The organism is Bacillus sp. 11B20, from assembly GCF_056098985.1.
The window spans coordinates 854,073-869,552 of sequence record NZ_JBLZWZ010000007.1 but is presented as its reverse complement, the minus strand read 5'-3'; the positions used below and the strand labels follow the sequence as shown (position 1 = coordinate 869,552).

Here is a 15,480-nt window from a genome sequence, read left to right as displayed (position 1 = left end):
AAAAGTTTGCAGAGCGGATGAAAATGCTCTGCAAACAGATAGCAAAAAAGCATGATGCTTGGAGTTCGTTTATTTATTCAGCTTCGCTTTCACACGGCTGACTACATTGCTGACAGTAAATCCGTATTTCTCGATAATGGTTTCACCTGGTGCAGATGCGCCAAATTTATCAATTGCAATCACGTCACCGTCAAGGCCAGTGTAACGCTCCCAGCCAAGTGAAGCACCCATTTCAATCGCAATACGTGCACGTACTGCTTTAGGAAGAACGGATTCTTTGTATTCGTCTGACTGCTGATCGAAGCGATCCCATGCAGGAAGGCTGACAACAGATGCGCGGATACCCTCTTTTTCAAGTGCCTTTTGCGCTTCAATGGCTAAACCAACCTCAGATCCTGAAGCGAGTAGAAGTGCTTCTGGCTGTGCATCAGCTGCTTCAACCACAACGTATCCACCCTTTTCTACTCCCTCATATGCCTTCTCTGGTGCCTGGTCAATCGTTGGAAGGTTTTGACGAGTAAGAACTAGTGCAGTCGGTTTATCCGTTGAAGATACAGCTAGTTTCCACGCTGCAGCTGTTTCATTTCCATCTGCTGGGCGAATAACGGAAAGGTTAGGCATCGCACGCAGTGAAGCAAGCTGTTCAACCGGTTCATGTGTTGGACCATCTTCACCAACAGCGATACTATCATGAGTAAAGACGTATGTGACTGGAAGTCCCATTAAGGCAGCAAGACGAATCGCTGGTCTTAAGTAATCTGAGAAAACAAAGAACGTTCCGCCGAATACACGAAGACCGCCGTGAAGCGCCATACCGTTGAGCGCCGCACCCATTGCAAATTCTCTCACACCGAACCAAATGTTTTTGCCAGCATAATTATTTTTTCCGAAATCATCCGTGTTTTTAATCGTTGTTTTGTTTGATCCAGCAAGGTCAGCAGACCCGCCAATAAAGAAAGGTACTTGCTTTGCAATGCCATTTAACACTTCGCCTGAAGAAGCGCGGGAGGCAAGGCTTGAACCTGCTTCATAAACAGGAACCTCTTGGTCCCAATTTTCAGGAAGCTTTCCTTCAATCGCAAGCTTCAGCTGTGCTGCCAGCTCTGGATATTCTTTTTCGTATTGCGCAAACAGCTCATTCCAAGCTGCTTCTTTTTTCTGACCAGCGTCTTTGACAGCTTCTTTGAAATGATCGTACACTTCAGAAGGTACATGGAAATCTTCTTCAAACGTCCAAGAGTAAGCATCCTTCGTCAGCTTAGCTTCCTCGCTGCCAAGAGGTGCACCATGCACACCAGACGTTCCCGCACGGTTTGGCGAACCGAAACCGATTGTTGTTTTCACTTCGATTAAAGTAGGTCTGTCTGTGCTTTGTTTCGCCTTTTCAATAGCAGCTGTTACTTCTTCGATGTTGTTGCCGTCTTTCACGTAAAGAACTTCCCAGTTCATCGCTTCAAAACGATTCTTCACATTTTCAGAGAATGAGCGATCTAAGTCGCCATCTAAAGAAATGTCATTTGAATCGTAAAGAACGATTAAACGGCCTAAGCCTAAATGACCAGCAAGTGAAGCAGCTTCTGAGGAAATCCCCTCCATTAAGTCTCCATCTCCGCAAATGCTGTATGTATAGTGATCTACAACCTGAAAGTTGTCTTTGTTATACGTTTCCGCAAGATGTCTTTCTGCAAGTGCCATCCCTACTGCCATAGCAATTCCCTGGCCTAAAGGACCTGTTGTGGCATCTACGCCTTCTGTGTGTCCAAATTCAGGATGTCCAGGTGTTTTGCTTCCCCATTGGCGGAATTGTTTTAGATCATCGATGCTCAGATTGTATCCGCTTAAATGAAGCATGCTGTATAGAAGCATAGAACCATGTCCCGCAGATAAAACAAAGCGGTCTCTGTTAAACCATTTTGGATTTTGCGGACTTACGTTTAAGTGATTCGTCCATAAAGCGTACGCCATTGGTGCAGCACCCATCGGCATTCCTGGGTGACCGGAATTCGCTTTTTCAATTGCGTCTATGGAGAGAGTACGTATTGTTGCAATAGATTTCAATTCAATCGTTTCCATATAAATCCCCTTCCGTATCTTGTGTACACCATTATCATAAATCTACTGTCCTTTTTTCACAACTATTTCACGCTGAAAAAGAAGGATTTTGTCACATTTAGTTTATCGATCACCTAAAAAGTTATGCAAATATGAAAAAAGACGAGAATAATCTTCCCATCTTTTCAAAATTCAAGAAATCACAGCCTTAATGAAGGTTCTGATCTTTTTCTCTTTTTAATTTTTCTGGTGTGACATCGTTTCCTTCAGGATCAACGATCTTGACAGTTTTAAGTGTATTTTTCATAGAAGAACGAAAAGCTTTCAAATACTCTTCTCTCAACTGCTTTTGTTCTGTTTTTTCAGCGTCTGATAAACCGGTCTCTTTCGACTTTTTTGAAAGCTCATTTATTCTTGCAAGCTGTTCTTTAGAAATCATGACAAACTCCTTTAAAGCATTTTCTCTACATACTACTAAATATCAATCATTTTGACAACAAATCACGCTTTAGGTGGTAAGGTCTTTTTCATATTCTTGATACCTTCTATGCACCGTTGCTTTTGAAATGTCAAAACCTAATGCCTGAAGAGTGGCGGCAATTTCGGCGAATGTCATATTGTTTTTTCTTAATCGAACAATTTCTGAAATCGGCACTTCAATACGCTCACGGCCAGGTGCATGGTCCTGCTGCCTTAAATTCAGTTCAGGCTGATATCCGCGCTCAACTGCCCTTTTCATTCCCCGCTTGATTTTCAGGTTATGAATTTTCCGTTGGTATTCTTCGACGACTCCTACAATCTCAATGACCATTTCATCTGCTTCTGAAAGCTCAAGCTCTCCTCTATGAAACACGCTGTATACCTTTACGTTCTCTTTAAATAAACAATGAAGAAGTGCAATTTTTGCTTGTCCTCTTCCAAGACGAGTTTCATCCTGGATCAAAACGGCATCGATTGACTCTTCCTTCAGTGCAGCAAGCATTTCAAACACACCATCACGATCTAAATCATATCCACTTGCTTTTTCTTTGATGACTTTGACCACATTCATCTTGTGCATGGCAGCTAACGCCAGCAGTTCTTCTTCTTGTCTTTTCAACGAGGTTTCCTGCTCTTCTTTGACAGTGCTTACTCTCGCATAAATGATTGCGTTCATGTCTAAAATCGACCTTTCTACTGTACTGTTGCAAGCTGATATACGACTGGATGCTCTTTTTTGACGGGTATAACAAGAATGTCGCCAGGCTGGATTTCAGTTGAAGCAAGATCATTGTGTTCGGTAACCCAATCAATAAATGCATTTTTGTCGATTGATTTGCTGTCGTTTACTTGATCAGCTAACCCCCAAAGAGTATCACCTGATTGAACCTCTATTTTAACATACTGATTTGTATCATTATGGCTTGTGACTGCAATAAGTGAGAGAAATGTGCCAACGATGAATGAGAATACCCCAATAAAAATAATAGATTCTTTTAACCTCATAATGTCATCTCTCCTAATAGAATATGTGTTCGCTCTTTCTGTCACTCATTATAAATACGAACAAACGTTTCTGTCAAACGTTTTTTTCGAACCTATGTTTGTACTGTTAGGAAAAACATGCTATAATTTCTTTAAAATTGACGTTTTGAGGTGCAAAAGATGACGAAGCTATCAAAAAGACAACTCGATATCCTGAAATTCATCAAAGATGAAGTAAAAAGCAAGGGTTATCCCCCATCCGTCCGTGAAATTGGAGAAGCTGTCGGTCTAGCATCCAGTTCAACGGTCCATGGACATTTAGCTAGACTAGAAACAAAGGGCTTAATTAGAAGAGACCCGACAAAACCTAGAGCGATCGAAGTACTAGATGAAGAGGAAATGAATATTCCAAAGAGTGCTGTAATGAACGTTCCAGTCATCGGAAAAGTAACGGCCGGCCTTCCTATCACTGCTGTTGAAAATGTAGAAGAATACTTCCCCCTTCCAGAGACTTTTGCAGCACCAGATGAACAAGTGTTTATGCTTGAAATTATGGGAGAAAGTATGATTGATGCAGGTATTTTGGACAAGGACTATGTCATCGTGCGTCAGCAAAGCACCGCTAACAATGGTGATATTGTGGTCGCCATGACAGAGGAAGATGAAGCGACAGTCAAACGCTTTTATAAAGAAGATACACACTTTAGATTACAGCCAGAGAACCCATCAATGGAACCGATTATTTTACAGAATGTGAGTATACTAGGTAAAGTGATTGGCGTATTTCGAAATATTCATTAAAAAAAGCCGGTATTTCATCAGCTGCTGATGAGAACCGGCTTTTTCTTATGCACAAGAATAGGCAAGAATACTTGAACTTGGGAAGGAACCAAATGTAAAGTTCGGCCATATAAAACCAGTTGTTCGGCCAAAAGGCTGTGAGGAAAGAACGAACATTAAAAATACTTGACCGTTTCTCAAAAACACAATTGTCCATCTTCTATTACATCCCGCTGCAAATTGTACAGTTTGATGACCTCCGCCAACACCGTGCCCAGATATAAGCGACTGCATACTCTGTGGCTGCGAGAGTGCTTGTTGATACTGCGAAATGATATGCTGCGGCGGTGCCGGCGGTGCAGATTGTCCGCCTGAACCTTGCCCTGGCCAAGTACCTCCTCCGATCGGAAACCCAGGAAACCCTCCACCTTGAGGAATACCAACAGATGGAAATCCTTGCATCTGCCTATCATATGAGTACCCATTCCACACACCTTCATACGGATGATACATAATAAACACCACTTTCTTTAGACATTCATCACGACAGTATATGTCATAAATAAAAAAGTGTGTTAAACGTCTAAATAGAAATTTTTCCAAAAGACGTTTCGTTCTTCTTTAGAACGGTTAAATAATCATTAAGAAGAAAAATAAAAAAAATGAAAACTTTTTGTCTCCCTCAAACGTTATATAATTAGAAACAAAAGAAATAAAAAAACATTTAGATTTAATACTTGTAATATCACTGTAATTATTGTAACATTTGTAACATAAGAAGTTTTCATTGAGAAAAGGAGGCAATTGCCTTGAAAAAATTATTTGTTTTATTAACTGCTATTATGCTTATGATCTCATTACAAACTACAACATTGGCCGCTTCCAAGAAATCAGCCGCTTTGACAAATAAAGAAGCGTTACATATTGCCCTTGATGCAAGAGAACACTTTTGGAGTGCAATGTCAGGCTACAAAATTAAAGAACATTCTAATTACAAATTAAAATCATTTACCTATAAAGATATGACATACAACTATCTTTCTAAAACATTTGATACAAAGAAAAAATTAAACAGCTACCTATCTCAAGTGTTCACTCAAGATGCCATCAAACATGGTTTAAAAGATTATCAGTTTATTGTTCATAAAGGCAAAATGGCTGTTCCAGTCGGTGACGGAGATAACATGCTCAATTGGGAAAAAGCCACACCTAAACTTGTTTCTAAGAAACAAACAGTCCGCACATATGAATTTACTGTCCCAACACTTGATGGACGCAAAGTAAAACGAACTGTTACGTACGAAAAAGTACAAAAAGATTGGAAAGTCACACAAATTGACGCTGTCATCTAAATAAAAAACCAGGCCTCTCATCGGCCTGGTTTTTATATTGGAGAAAATTCAGTCATGCGGTCCAGCGCGTGAGCAAGTGATGATGCCGTGCGAAATTCATTAAAAGGAAGCCCGAGCTGTACTGCTGTTTGAGCAATTTCTGGTCTAATTCCTGAAATGGTCGTCTCTACTCCAATTAACCGAAGTGATGTGACAAGATCAAAGATTTGATGAGCCACCATTGTATCAATAATGACAACACCAGATAGATCAATACATAAATGCTGAACCCCTTTTTGCGAGCACTGTTTTAGCGTATTTTCTAAAATAATCTTTGCTCTCGCTGTGTCAATATCACCTACTAAAGGCAACAACGCAATCTGGCTTTTTAAAACAATCACCGGTGAACTCAATTCATAAATCATATCTCTTTGAGCCACAAGCTTCTTCGTTGTATTTTTCACATATTGCTGGATAAACACATGGATTGAAATATTAAACGCTTCGGAAATTAAATCATACCAATAAAAAATGCGGTCAATATCAATGTCACCTTGACGCTGTTTAATAAATTCTTTTAAGTAATGCAGAACGACTCTTTGATTGGACATGTATTCTCTTACGACATAATCTAATGGTGTATTTAAATGCTTCGGATCACTGGCTAAATCCTCAGACCATTTTTTAAATTCAGTATGTAAATATGTCTTGTCTTCAATAATAGCTCGTATAAAGTGCTGGTAATAATCTTGATTCTGCCGTTTTAGCTCTGCAATGATGCTGGAATCTGTTGAACGATATATCGATTCTGGATCATCGTCCTCAATTGATTCATACCATGTTTCAGTCAGCTTCTCTGCATGCTGCATAAAAAAATCGTATAATGCACGGTTCTTATCCATAAGCAAATGTCCCTTCACATTTTCTTCTTGTCAGTCTTTGTACCTTATAGATTGATTGTACCACTGAATCTTTTTTCCCTGCCAGCTCGGATACGCTCTGCCATAAACAAAAAAGCACCCGCTCGAGGGGTGCCTTTTCCTCAGATTTATTTCACAATAAATAATATTCTTTTCCCATCAGGAAATCCGCTGATTTGGTGCCCGACCCATGAGCCTGCTCCCCTATTATCAGATGGACTGACATATTGAACGCTTGCGCCTTTTCCTCCCTCAAGACAAACCGCCATCGGCCATTCATCCCGGTCAAATCCAGGTTTTGTCGGAATCCCTTTTAATGATTCTTGCCTGCGGGCATCTGCTCCATTCCTGTCAATGGTACACACATCTGAATGCCCTTTTCGAATGGCTTCTTGAATATGACTGCCTGTTTCAGGGTACCTTTCCTTTGGAAATTGAACGACATGATCATATCGATCAGCCCCTTTTGCTGCCTGCTTCTCTCCAAATCCACCTAACAACATGCCCATCCATATCACAAAACATAAAGCGACAGCAGCGATCCAGCCTCTTTTCATCTTCAAAAGCGCGTGACCTCCTCATCCATCTCAAGCATGATTTTGACTTAAAGGAAATGTGACATTTTAATGTATGAGTGGTTCGCGAATGACATGTGAAAAAATTGATGTAGCTCTCAATCTCAAATCCACAGGTTAAAAAAATGAATCCTCTATTAAATGAATTCATACAAAAAAGCTTGTCCCCTATGAAGGAAACAAGCTCTATTTTTTATTGCGCTTTCGCATAGTTTATAAACTCAACAAAGGCAGCTGTCGCTTTTGGACCGCCATTCATCGTTCCGTTTGAATACCCAGCGTTATGAACTCCAACAATTTGCTGGTTTTGATCTAGCATGGCAGAACCTGAATTTCCGCTGAATGTATCAATCGTATAGTATGCTAGATTCGTATCTTCTCTCGTCACAGGACCTGACATCTCCCATTGTGACACCTTGCCAGTCGATCTCATTTTATCACCAGGATATCCTGAGATTTTAATGGTTGTCCCAGTCAAGTTTGTCACCTGGCGGATGGATCGGTAGCCGACCGTATTGCCAATATTCGTATCGGTTTTGATTACGGCAAAGTCATATTGACTTGCACCAGTATTAATATACCCGCTTGGCACATAGAACTCAGTCATTTTTGCCGAACCGTTCACCGCAGTACTATCATTCATACCTGGATATACGGTTCCTTTTTCACTATAGCTTCTCGATGCCGTATTGTACACGCAGTGTCCGTTTGTCAAAATTTTATTAGGAGCAATGAGTGTCCCTGTACAGCTGGAGCCGCCAAATGTAATATAAGCAATCGAATTGTATGGTGCTATTCTTGTATTTGCTACTTTGGTTCTACCATCGTCTCCAATGACGACTTTTGTTTGAAAATCTTTTAAATATTTTGATAGTGGTTTTACTTTTTCGCCAACAGTAGAAGAAAGATCATCCACTTTGTCAAAGGATGAGGGGGCTTTCGTATCATTGTGGAAATCACTTGAAGAAATCACTTTTCCATCAGAAGTCACCATGTCATAATCAGACGTTAGTACTGAATCCGATGCGGCATGGGCAAAACTAGGCACACTTAAAGCACCAAAAACGAGAAGAGAAGGGAGTAACATTTTCACCTTTTTCATCATATTCCTCCTTTATGTCCTATATCAAAAATCATACGATTGTTTCATATTGGAGTAAATGAGAGAATATTCTTATTTTTTACAAAATATTTCATATTTAAATTAGGTGTTTTGTAACTTCCCAACCTTCATTCTATCGATCTCTTTCTATGTGAACAGAAAAAAACCGCCTAATTGGCGGTCTTTCCTCTTTGTCAGCTCCACACATCTTTTACATATCTATTGTCATTTGCAAGGGCTGTCAGCCAATTTTCAGCTGTTTCCTTCGAGCATTGTTTCTCGTTTTGATAGAGATCGATTAGTGTAGCCTCTACATCTGGGGCCATGACTTTTCCGTCTCCGCACACGTAAAGGTAGGCACCTTGATCAAGCAATTCGATGAGCATGCCGCCTTCTTCTTTCAACAAATGCTGGACATATACTTTTTGCTCATCGTAACGAGAATAAGCACGATGGATATGGATAACTCCGTTTTGCGCGGCAAGCTGCATTTCATCAAAATATAGATCATCTTCCTCAGGGTGACGGCAGCCAAAATATAAGTGGGCTTCGCCTAGCTGCTTCCCTTCCTTCTGCCACACTTCTCTTGCCTGAACAAATCCTCTAAATGGAGCAATTCCTGTACCTGGTCCAATCATGATCATCGGCACTTCTGATGAAAGAGGCAGCTGGAATCCATCTTGCGCTTCATGCAGGAAGCAGGCTACTTCTTCTCCTTCTTTTAGACCACATAAATAGGTTGAGGCAACTCCGGCATATTCTCCTCTACCGCTCCACGCTTTATCTTTTACAACTGCTACTGTGATACTGACTTTTTCTTCATCTACCTTAGGCGAGCTAGAGATCGAATAATAACGCGGTTTCAAACCTGGTAAAAGCGCCAAAAAGTGTACAAACGGCAGCTCGCACGCTTCATATTGATCTAATAAATCCAGCATGGTTACTCGTTTCTTTAAAATGGCTTCTTGATATGCTTCTCCAGCCATTTGTTCAAGCTCCACGCGGTGAGGCGGACATACCGTATGTGCTGCGAGCTCTCTTAGCTGTGTACGTGTCGCAGGCTCTTGAAGCTCAACATGTGAGGCGAGTAATTCTTTGATTGGAATCGGCTGTTCTAATGGTAAATGACTTGCCTCTTTCTCAGATGAAAGCTTGATATGCTGCTCTGGATTTAGTTTAAAGCGGCGGGTCACACGCTCAACGAGTGCATCACTATTTTTCGGTACAATCCCAATATGATCTCCTTCTTTGTATGCTTTTCCAGCTGGCAATTTCAGTTCAATATGTCTTGTCTGCCTCGTGCTTTTTTCTGATTGTAATTCTTCATTTTTCAATACAACAGCTGAAAAGGCATCATATATTTTGGCTACAGGACGCTCCACTAGCTCATTCGTATAAGCAACTGATAGGTTTGGTTTTTCCTTCCCCTTTTCTTGGAAGGTGAGCTTAAATTCTTTTGCAAGCTGTTCAAAGACAGTTTTCTGGAAAATTTCTTTATCCTCATCCATATCACCACCTGCATCACCTTCTCCTAAATCAGCTACACGTTTGGCACCTTTTCTTTCAAGGGCCTCATCAATCAGACGGGGGATCCGCTGGTACGTGCTCGCCCAGTTTCGATCTCCGCATCCAAAGACCGCAAATGTCACGTTTGATAAATCCTGCTCCTCATCCTGCGCCAGCCAATCCACAAATTGCTTCGCATTGTCAGGCGGATATCCGTTGTATGAAGCGGTCACGATGAGGACAGCGCCTGTATCTGGCAATTGGCGTGTATATTCATCAAGCGGCGCAGTGGTCACATCGAATCCTTTTGCTTTCCCGTCTTCCGCCAATTCGTTCGCTATTTGCTTTGCTGTGCCAAGATTCGATCCGTACAAAACTAGCAGCGGTGTACCGTGACTCGGCACTTTTGACTCACTAGATTGGTTGCTTTTCTTCGGTTCTTCTTTCGGTGGTGCCATAAAGAATTGTTGCTTCCTTGGCCGCACCTTGATTTTGAAATCGTTTGGTTTAATCGTCAGAGATTCTTTTAAATCAAGCTCATAAGATGTGTGATCAATTAACTCTAAATTATGCAGAACCATCGCGAGAACCATCGTAGCTTCATGCAGGGCAAACTGCATACCGATACATGCACGCTGTCCATTCCCAAAAGGCTTGTAAGCATGCTGCGGGATTTTCTCAGGATGCGTAAACCGCTCTGGTTTAAATTCTTCAGCATCCTCGCCCCATACCGCTGGATCACGGTGTAATTTAGGGAGCAGAACAGAGACACTTTGATTCTTGTGAATCGGATATTTTCCCCCGATTACTGTGTCCTCTTTCGCATAAAGAGAGAATGTAGGCGCCGTAGGCCAGAGGCGAAGGGCTTCATTTAACACCATACGAGTGTAGCTTAGCTTTTGCACTTGTTTAAATGTCGGCAATCCGCCTTGCAGCACCTCATCTGCTTCTTGGACAGCTTTCTTTAATTTCTCTGGATTCTTTAATAAGAAATAAATCGCAAAGGATAGCAGTCCGCTTGTTGTTTCGTGCCCTGCAATTAAGAAGGTGATGATTTGATAACGGATATTTTCATCAGATAAACGTTCACCTGTTTCAGGGTCCTCTGCATGCAGCATAAGTGACAGTAAATCATCGCCTGTTTTATCTTGTTTTCTTCGTTCCTGTATAATGTCATCTACTAATTGCTTCATAAAATCGACATGCTGATCAAATTCTTTTCTTCTTTTGATCATGAGTTTATCTGCAATCGGCAATCGGCTCGACTGCTCCATTGCTTCATTTAAGCCTTTCAGCATGCTCTCTATAAATGGATGCTGGTTTTCTTTATAAAAGCTGTTAAAGCGAAAATCAAAACCGCAAAGGCCGATCGTATCTAAAGTCAGCTTTGTCATATCCTCAGCTACTTCAATTTCTTCATCGCGGCCTGTTCTTTGCCATTTTTGTACAAGCTGTGTCGCAATATCGAGCATCATCTCATGATAGCCCTTCATAGCCTGCTGGCTGAATGCTGGCATCAAGATTTGATGAGCCTTTCTCCAGTTCGGTTCTTCTGTCCAACTCGTAAATAACCCATCTCCTGCAAAGGCTCTTACTTTACTGAGACTAGTCCCAATAAATTTATCAAAACGGCTCTCATCAAATACTTCTTGGACAAGCTCATGGCTGGAAACAAAAATACTTGTTGCATTTGAAAATTCAAACTGAAAAATCGGTCCTAATTCATCTGCCAGCCGCCAAAAGGTTTGAGAAAGCTCCCCCTTTTTTATATGGGGAATATTTTTAAAAGGTCCGTATGTTTTTGGTTTTGGAATGATTGATGTTTGCTTCATATGCCCACTCCCTTTATCTCTTTATGATGCAACGCTGATGGCGCGCCATAAACATTGCTCAATCTCCTCTAAAAATTCAATTGTTGGCTCTATTTCTTCTGCAAGAATTTGTTTATGCAGCTGCACAAAAGCACCAAATACAATCGATAAAATGGTTCTGCCTGAGAGGTTTGGATGAATTCCATCCTTTTTCCCTTCTTCAAAGATAAGGAACAGCTCATGTAACAAATGCTGCATTTTCTCTTTGCTCGTTTCGTCTAAGTAATGGGACCGTTTATCAATCTCTAAAAAATACAGCCCGCTTGGATTCTCCTTTGTAAACAAAACCAAGCAATAAAATACATGCTTAAAGTACGCCCGAATACTTACCTTTGGATCCGGACTGTTTGTGTTCATTTTGTCGATAAATGCTGAGAGGCTGCGCTGGTACAAAATATTGACGAGTGCCTCTTTGCTGTCGAAATAACGGTAAATGGTGCCCGCTCCGACGTTTGCTCTTTTTGAAATCATCGGCATTGTGGTGCCATCAAAGCCTCGTTCTATAAATAGTTCCAGCGAAGCTTTCATGATCTGTTCTTGTTTATCAGTCACTGCTGGCATTTCATCCCTTCCTTTTGAAATATAGGAATGAACGTTCATTCCGCAAACGGTATATTATATTAATATTTCAATTTCATCTATTTATACTTAAACACACTTATTTTACTCCGTCACCACATTTTCTGAAAATAATAATAATTGAGAAATGATACCTAGGCAGATGACATCCAAAGGACTTATAAAGATTGTCAAATGTGTGTCATGCAGGTGTCATCGGCACTACACATTCATTCCTGATCGATTGGTGACTGAATGTGGTCGTCATATGTATCAATATATAAGCTTCCATTACTTGAACGGACAGCATAAACAATGTCCTTTAAGGACAGCTGCCTTTTTTTAAGCTCTTCTTCTATCCATTGCTCTGTTAAATGATTTTCATGTATGTTTTTTTGGATGAGTTTCCCGTCCATGATGACTTCAATCGGCATGTAACGCTCTGCCTTCATGAATAAATGAAGATCCTTCCGTGTGACATTTTCAAACGAAGGGTATTTTTTCACTGACATATGCCCATCTGTTTCAATCATGGCAAATTCAACTTCACTAATATCAAAGATGTCTTTTTCTCTCAGCTGCTGATTTAAATAATCAAGGGTATATCTCATTCCCTTCATATTTCCTTCAAGAATTTTCCCATTTTGTATGACAAGAGTTGGTTTACCAGCCATCAGCCCTCTCATCTTCCGGCTTCTTAATGCAATCAGGGAAATCACATAAATAATCATGACAAGTGACACAAAGGAAATCGTTGTTTGCTGTAGCGGCAGCGTTGTATTAAACGCCAGGTTTGCAGCAATTGAACCTAAGCTGATGGCTGCTATAAAATCAAAAATATTCATTTGCGCAATGGTTTGTTTCCCTAAAAGACGTGCTCCTCCAAATAAAATCGCAAAAGCAAACATTGTCCGAAGAATCACTTCAATATGTTCAGACATGCAAGTGTCCACCTTTCATTTACATCAAAAAAAGCCTTTTCCTTAGAAAAGACTCTTTGTTAGACTATGCATTTATTTCATCATTATTCAATTGGGCAGTACTGCTTTGTTCAAATTGTGATCGCAGTTCAATAATTGAGCTATTCCTCACATGATCTGCTTCTTGCTCAAGAAGCCACGTATAGAACTTAGCTTGCTCCGCTGTTTGCAAAGCATGCATATATTTTTGCGAGGAACGCTTCTCTGCAACGCGCTGCTTGATCCCGCGCATCTGCTTCCAGAATTGATAATAGGGGAGCTTGAGTTTGGTCATAAAGCCGCGAGCGTCCTCAATGACATATCCCTCTTCTTTAATTGTGTCATCATGAGAGACCGCTTGATACCATTTATAAAAAGACGTCCAATCATGGAAAACAGCCACTTCCTGCTTGCTGGATATTCCAAGCTGCTCACTTAATCTTTTCACTTCAGCGAATGGTGCTTTTTCGTAGCTTAACTGCCGCTTCACTATATCAAGTAAAATGAGTTGATCTTGTTCATATGTGATAATATGCGGATCTTTTTCTGGCAAAATGACTTCAAACACCAGAGATACATGCTGGTCACGGACGTATGATTTGATGTAGTCAGCTTGCACGTCATCGAAGGTCTTATAAAATAGCTCTTCGACCCAGGAGGCATGCTGATTTTGTTTCACATGTGATGTATACGATTTTGACGTAAACACCAATTCATCTTCCATTTCGTTATACCCAACAGTTCCTAAGTATCCATTTGCTTTATCATATACAGTGACAGGGAATTGTAAATGGTTCACTAAATGCTGCATTCTTGTCTCCGGACGCTCATCAATGTTAAAAAATTTATTGTAGCTTCTAGACACAATCTGCTTTGAAACCATGTTGACAAACAAACCTCTTGCCTTCACATTCACATCGTCCCACTGCCGCTCACTAAAAGCCTTTTTCGTAAAATTAAAAGATGAAATATGGTGTGGAAGCTTTAATTCCTGTACATATTCATGCTGATCTAAATGAGCTAAAAAATCATCCAGTGAAATATCTGGCTGAACAGCAGTTGATTGTTTTTTCTCAGAGGTCCTGTAGACTGGATTGTCAATTTCATGAGTCTCAATCCCTTCAGCCGTGATTTTCAACACCCGCAGCTGCCCTCCAAATTCAACCTGACCTTCTAGGTTATAAGATCTTTCCGCTGCGTGAATTGGCAGTCTGTATAAATTGCGATGACCGTGAATTTGGATGACATCCAGCCCAGCCGTGTTTTGAACAAACAAGTGATCAATGTCATCTGAATATTCTCCTACGCCGTGAATGAGCTGCTGTGTTGAGACATGCAAAAGCTCTTCTGGCAAATGAGCAAGCCCCCCGTGGGTAACAAGAAATGTCTGATTATGGTACGTAAAATAAGTAAGCTGATGAAAGGTTCTAACAAACTTTCGTACTTCTTTTAAATCAAAGTCTGCTGCTTCAAGTTCAGGCGCAGTATGCCTGTTAAACATATTGCTCCTGACTTTTTCACCATGTGCAAACCGGTATAAATGCTGATCATGATTGCCTTCAATGACGATGACATTCCGGCATTCTCTATGGGCAAGCATCCATTCTAATACTTCTTTGTTTTCTATTCCTCTATCAAGAAGGTCACCTGCAAAGATATAAAGTTCGTTTTCTTTGATATCTCCTTGCAAATAGGTGGTAAGTGCGGTGTAACAACCGTGAATATCTCCGAAAACATGAATGGCCTCATATTGATCAAAGGATCGAGGCTGATAGGTCATCACTTGCGGATATTCCTCCGGCTTCAAAACAGTCACCCATGACGGGACCTTTTCTGTTTTTAACCGCTCGTTCATTTGATACAAAACAGATTCACGCACCACTTTGTGAGATTCACGTGAGCGATTTTGTAAAAGAGCTGTCTCAAGGGGCACCTGCGTGAAATCGACGACATACACCCTATAACGATACGATGTCGCTAAAGACTTATATTGAGAAATTGATTTGCTTGAAATATGTGTCGCATCAATCACAGTAAAGTCTCCGCGCTCCATACGGGCTATGAGTAAATCGAATAATAAAGACCAAACTTTGTGGTCATGCTTGCTTGAAATGTCTAGTTTCCCATTGACTGATAGCTGCGGCGGCTGGGTTAACAGCCGGATTTGATCCGCTGATAAAGTGTAAGGCTCTAAGCCTTGTTCTTTGATCCATGTTGATTTACCTACGCCTGGGAGACCTCGTAAAAGGACTAAAGTTCTCATATTGGTTCTCCTTTAATGAGTGATATTTTACCTATTATAGATAAATTATGGATAAATCTCAATCTTTTATTGATTATGGTAATATATAGATAGAAAAGG

14 protein-coding genes are annotated in these 15,480 nt (G+C 40.7%); 2 read left to right on the top strand and 12 right to left on the bottom strand.

Annotated elements, in window-relative coordinates; translation table 11 throughout:
• Positions 1 to 69: 69 nt before the first annotated feature.
• The 4 genes from tkt to yneA all read right to left on the bottom strand — a co-directional run bounded on the left by tkt (position 70) and on the right by yneA (position 3,537).
• Positions 70 to 2,073 (bottom strand): transketolase, encoded by a 2,004-nt coding sequence (gene tkt / locus ACN6NB_RS08630; protein ID WP_059375396.1) that lies wholly within the window; start codon positions 2,071 to 2,073, stop codon positions 70 to 72.
• A gap of 187 nt (positions 2,074 to 2,260) precedes the next feature.
• Positions 2,261 to 2,491 carry a DUF896 domain-containing protein gene (locus ACN6NB_RS08625; protein WP_024425132.1) on the bottom strand — a complete coding sequence of 77 codons (231 nt, stop codon included), beginning with the start codon at positions 2,489 to 2,491 and terminating at the stop codon, positions 2,261 to 2,263.
• Between the two features lie 69 nt (positions 2,492 to 2,560).
• On the bottom strand, positions 2,561 to 3,208 hold the full coding sequence (locus tag ACN6NB_RS08620) for a YneB family resolvase-like protein (RefSeq protein ID WP_041085133.1): 648 nt from the start codon (positions 3,206 to 3,208) through the stop codon (positions 2,561 to 2,563).
• Positions 3,209 to 3,225: 17 nt separating this feature from the next.
• The gene (gene yneA / locus ACN6NB_RS08615) at positions 3,226 to 3,537 is read right to left on the bottom strand and encodes a cell division suppressor protein YneA (RefSeq protein WP_144491262.1); all 312 of its coding nucleotides are present in this window, start codon (positions 3,535 to 3,537) and stop codon (positions 3,226 to 3,228) included.
• 159 nt (positions 3,538 to 3,696) lie between these two features.
• On the opposite strand from yneA, the gene lexA reads away from it, so the two are divergent.
• Positions 3,697 to 4,317 (top strand): transcriptional repressor LexA, encoded by a 621-nt coding sequence (gene lexA / locus ACN6NB_RS08610; RefSeq protein ID WP_024425129.1) that lies wholly within the window; start codon positions 3,697 to 3,699, stop codon positions 4,315 to 4,317.
• A 45-nt stretch (positions 4,318 to 4,362) separates the two neighbouring features.
• On the opposite strand, the gene ACN6NB_RS08605 is transcribed toward lexA, so the two are convergent.
• Positions 4,363 to 4,809: a hypothetical protein gene (locus tag ACN6NB_RS08605; RefSeq protein ID WP_039178904.1), complete on the bottom strand. Its 447-nt coding sequence runs from the start codon at positions 4,807 to 4,809 to the stop codon at positions 4,363 to 4,365.
• Positions 4,810 to 5,105: 296 nt separating this feature from the next.
• Between ACN6NB_RS08605 and ACN6NB_RS08600 the strand changes: the two genes are divergently transcribed.
• Entirely contained in the window at positions 5,106 to 5,648 is a 543-nt protein-coding gene (locus ACN6NB_RS08600) for an IseA DL-endopeptidase inhibitor family protein (protein ID WP_039178902.1), read from the top strand.
• A 32-nt stretch (positions 5,649 to 5,680) separates the two neighbouring features.
• Here ACN6NB_RS08600 and ACN6NB_RS08595 read toward each other — a convergent pair whose 3' ends face one another.
• The 7 genes from ACN6NB_RS08595 to ACN6NB_RS08565 all read right to left on the bottom strand — a co-directional run bounded on the left by ACN6NB_RS08595 (position 5,681) and on the right by ACN6NB_RS08565 (position 15,381).
• Positions 5,681 to 6,529, bottom strand: a complete 849-nt coding sequence (locus ACN6NB_RS08595; protein WP_039178899.1) for an STAS domain-containing protein — start codon at positions 6,527 to 6,529, stop codon at positions 5,681 to 5,683.
• 146 nt (positions 6,530 to 6,675) lie between these two features.
• The gene (locus ACN6NB_RS08590) at positions 6,676 to 7,056 is read right to left on the bottom strand and encodes a NucA/NucB deoxyribonuclease domain-containing protein (RefSeq protein WP_228280000.1); all 381 of its coding nucleotides are present in this window, start codon (positions 7,054 to 7,056) and stop codon (positions 6,676 to 6,678) included.
• A gap of 259 nt (positions 7,057 to 7,315) precedes the next feature.
• The gene (locus ACN6NB_RS08585) at positions 7,316 to 8,224 is read right to left on the bottom strand and encodes a trypsin-like serine peptidase (RefSeq protein ID WP_144491261.1); all 909 of its coding nucleotides are present in this window, start codon (positions 8,222 to 8,224) and stop codon (positions 7,316 to 7,318) included.
• Between the two features lie 194 nt (positions 8,225 to 8,418).
• Positions 8,419 to 11,562 carry a bifunctional cytochrome P450/NADPH--P450 reductase gene (locus tag ACN6NB_RS08580; RefSeq protein ID WP_144491260.1) on the bottom strand — a complete coding sequence of 1,048 codons (3,144 nt, stop codon included), beginning with the start codon at positions 11,560 to 11,562 and terminating at the stop codon, positions 8,419 to 8,421.
• A 21-nt stretch (positions 11,563 to 11,583) separates the two neighbouring features.
• On the bottom strand, positions 11,584 to 12,162 hold the full coding sequence (locus ACN6NB_RS08575; protein WP_059375412.1) for a TetR/AcrR family transcriptional regulator: 579 nt from the start codon (positions 12,160 to 12,162) through the stop codon (positions 11,584 to 11,586).
• A gap of 227 nt (positions 12,163 to 12,389) precedes the next feature.
• Entirely contained in the window at positions 12,390 to 13,100 is a 711-nt protein-coding gene (locus tag ACN6NB_RS08570) for a DUF421 domain-containing protein (protein WP_144491259.1), read from the bottom strand.
• Between the two features lie 64 nt (positions 13,101 to 13,164).
• On the bottom strand, positions 13,165 to 15,381 hold the full coding sequence (locus ACN6NB_RS08565) for an RNA ligase (protein ID WP_144491258.1): 2,217 nt from the start codon (positions 15,379 to 15,381) through the stop codon (positions 13,165 to 13,167).
• Positions 15,382 to 15,480 lie beyond the last annotated feature (99 nt).

Excerpts from the sequence above, each read along its gene's own strand:
- tkt (WP_059375396.1), bottom strand. The coding sequence starts at position 2,073 with ATGGAAACGATTGAATTGAAATCTATTGCAACAATACGTACTCTCTCC.
- ACN6NB_RS08625 (WP_024425132.1), bottom strand. The coding sequence starts at position 2,491 with ATGATTTCTAAAGAACAGCTTGCAAGAATAAATGAGCTTTCAAAAAAG.
- ACN6NB_RS08620 (WP_041085133.1), bottom strand. The coding sequence starts at position 3,208 with ATGAACGCAATCATTTATGCGAGAGTAAGCACTGTCAAAGAAGAGCAG.
- yneA (WP_144491262.1), bottom strand. The coding sequence starts at position 3,537 with ATGAGGTTAAAAGAATCTATTATTTTTATTGGGGTATTCTCATTCATC.
- lexA (WP_024425129.1), top strand. The coding sequence starts at position 3,697 with ATGACGAAGCTATCAAAAAGACAACTCGATATCCTGAAATTCATCAAA.
- ACN6NB_RS08605 (WP_039178904.1), bottom strand. The coding sequence starts at position 4,809 with ATGTATCATCCGTATGAAGGTGTGTGGAATGGGTACTCATATGATAGG.
- ACN6NB_RS08595 (WP_039178899.1), bottom strand. The coding sequence starts at position 6,529 with ATGGATAAGAACCGTGCATTATACGATTTTTTTATGCAGCATGCAGAG.
- ACN6NB_RS08590 (WP_228280000.1), bottom strand. The coding sequence starts at position 7,056 with ATGGGCATGTTGTTAGGTGGATTTGGAGAGAAGCAGGCAGCAAAAGGG.
- ACN6NB_RS08585 (WP_144491261.1), bottom strand. The coding sequence starts at position 8,224 with ATGAAAAAGGTGAAAATGTTACTCCCTTCTCTTCTCGTTTTTGGTGCT.
- ACN6NB_RS08580 (WP_144491260.1), bottom strand. The coding sequence starts at position 11,562 with ATGAAGCAAACATCAATCATTCCAAAACCAAAAACATACGGACCTTTT.
- ACN6NB_RS08575 (WP_059375412.1), bottom strand. The coding sequence starts at position 12,162 with ATGCCAGCAGTGACTGATAAACAAGAACAGATCATGAAAGCTTCGCTG.
- ACN6NB_RS08570 (WP_144491259.1), bottom strand. The coding sequence starts at position 13,100 with ATGTCTGAACATATTGAAGTGATTCTTCGGACAATGTTTGCTTTTGCG.
- ACN6NB_RS08565 (WP_144491258.1), bottom strand. The coding sequence starts at position 15,381 with ATGAGAACTTTAGTCCTTTTACGAGGTCTCCCAGGCGTAGGTAAATCA.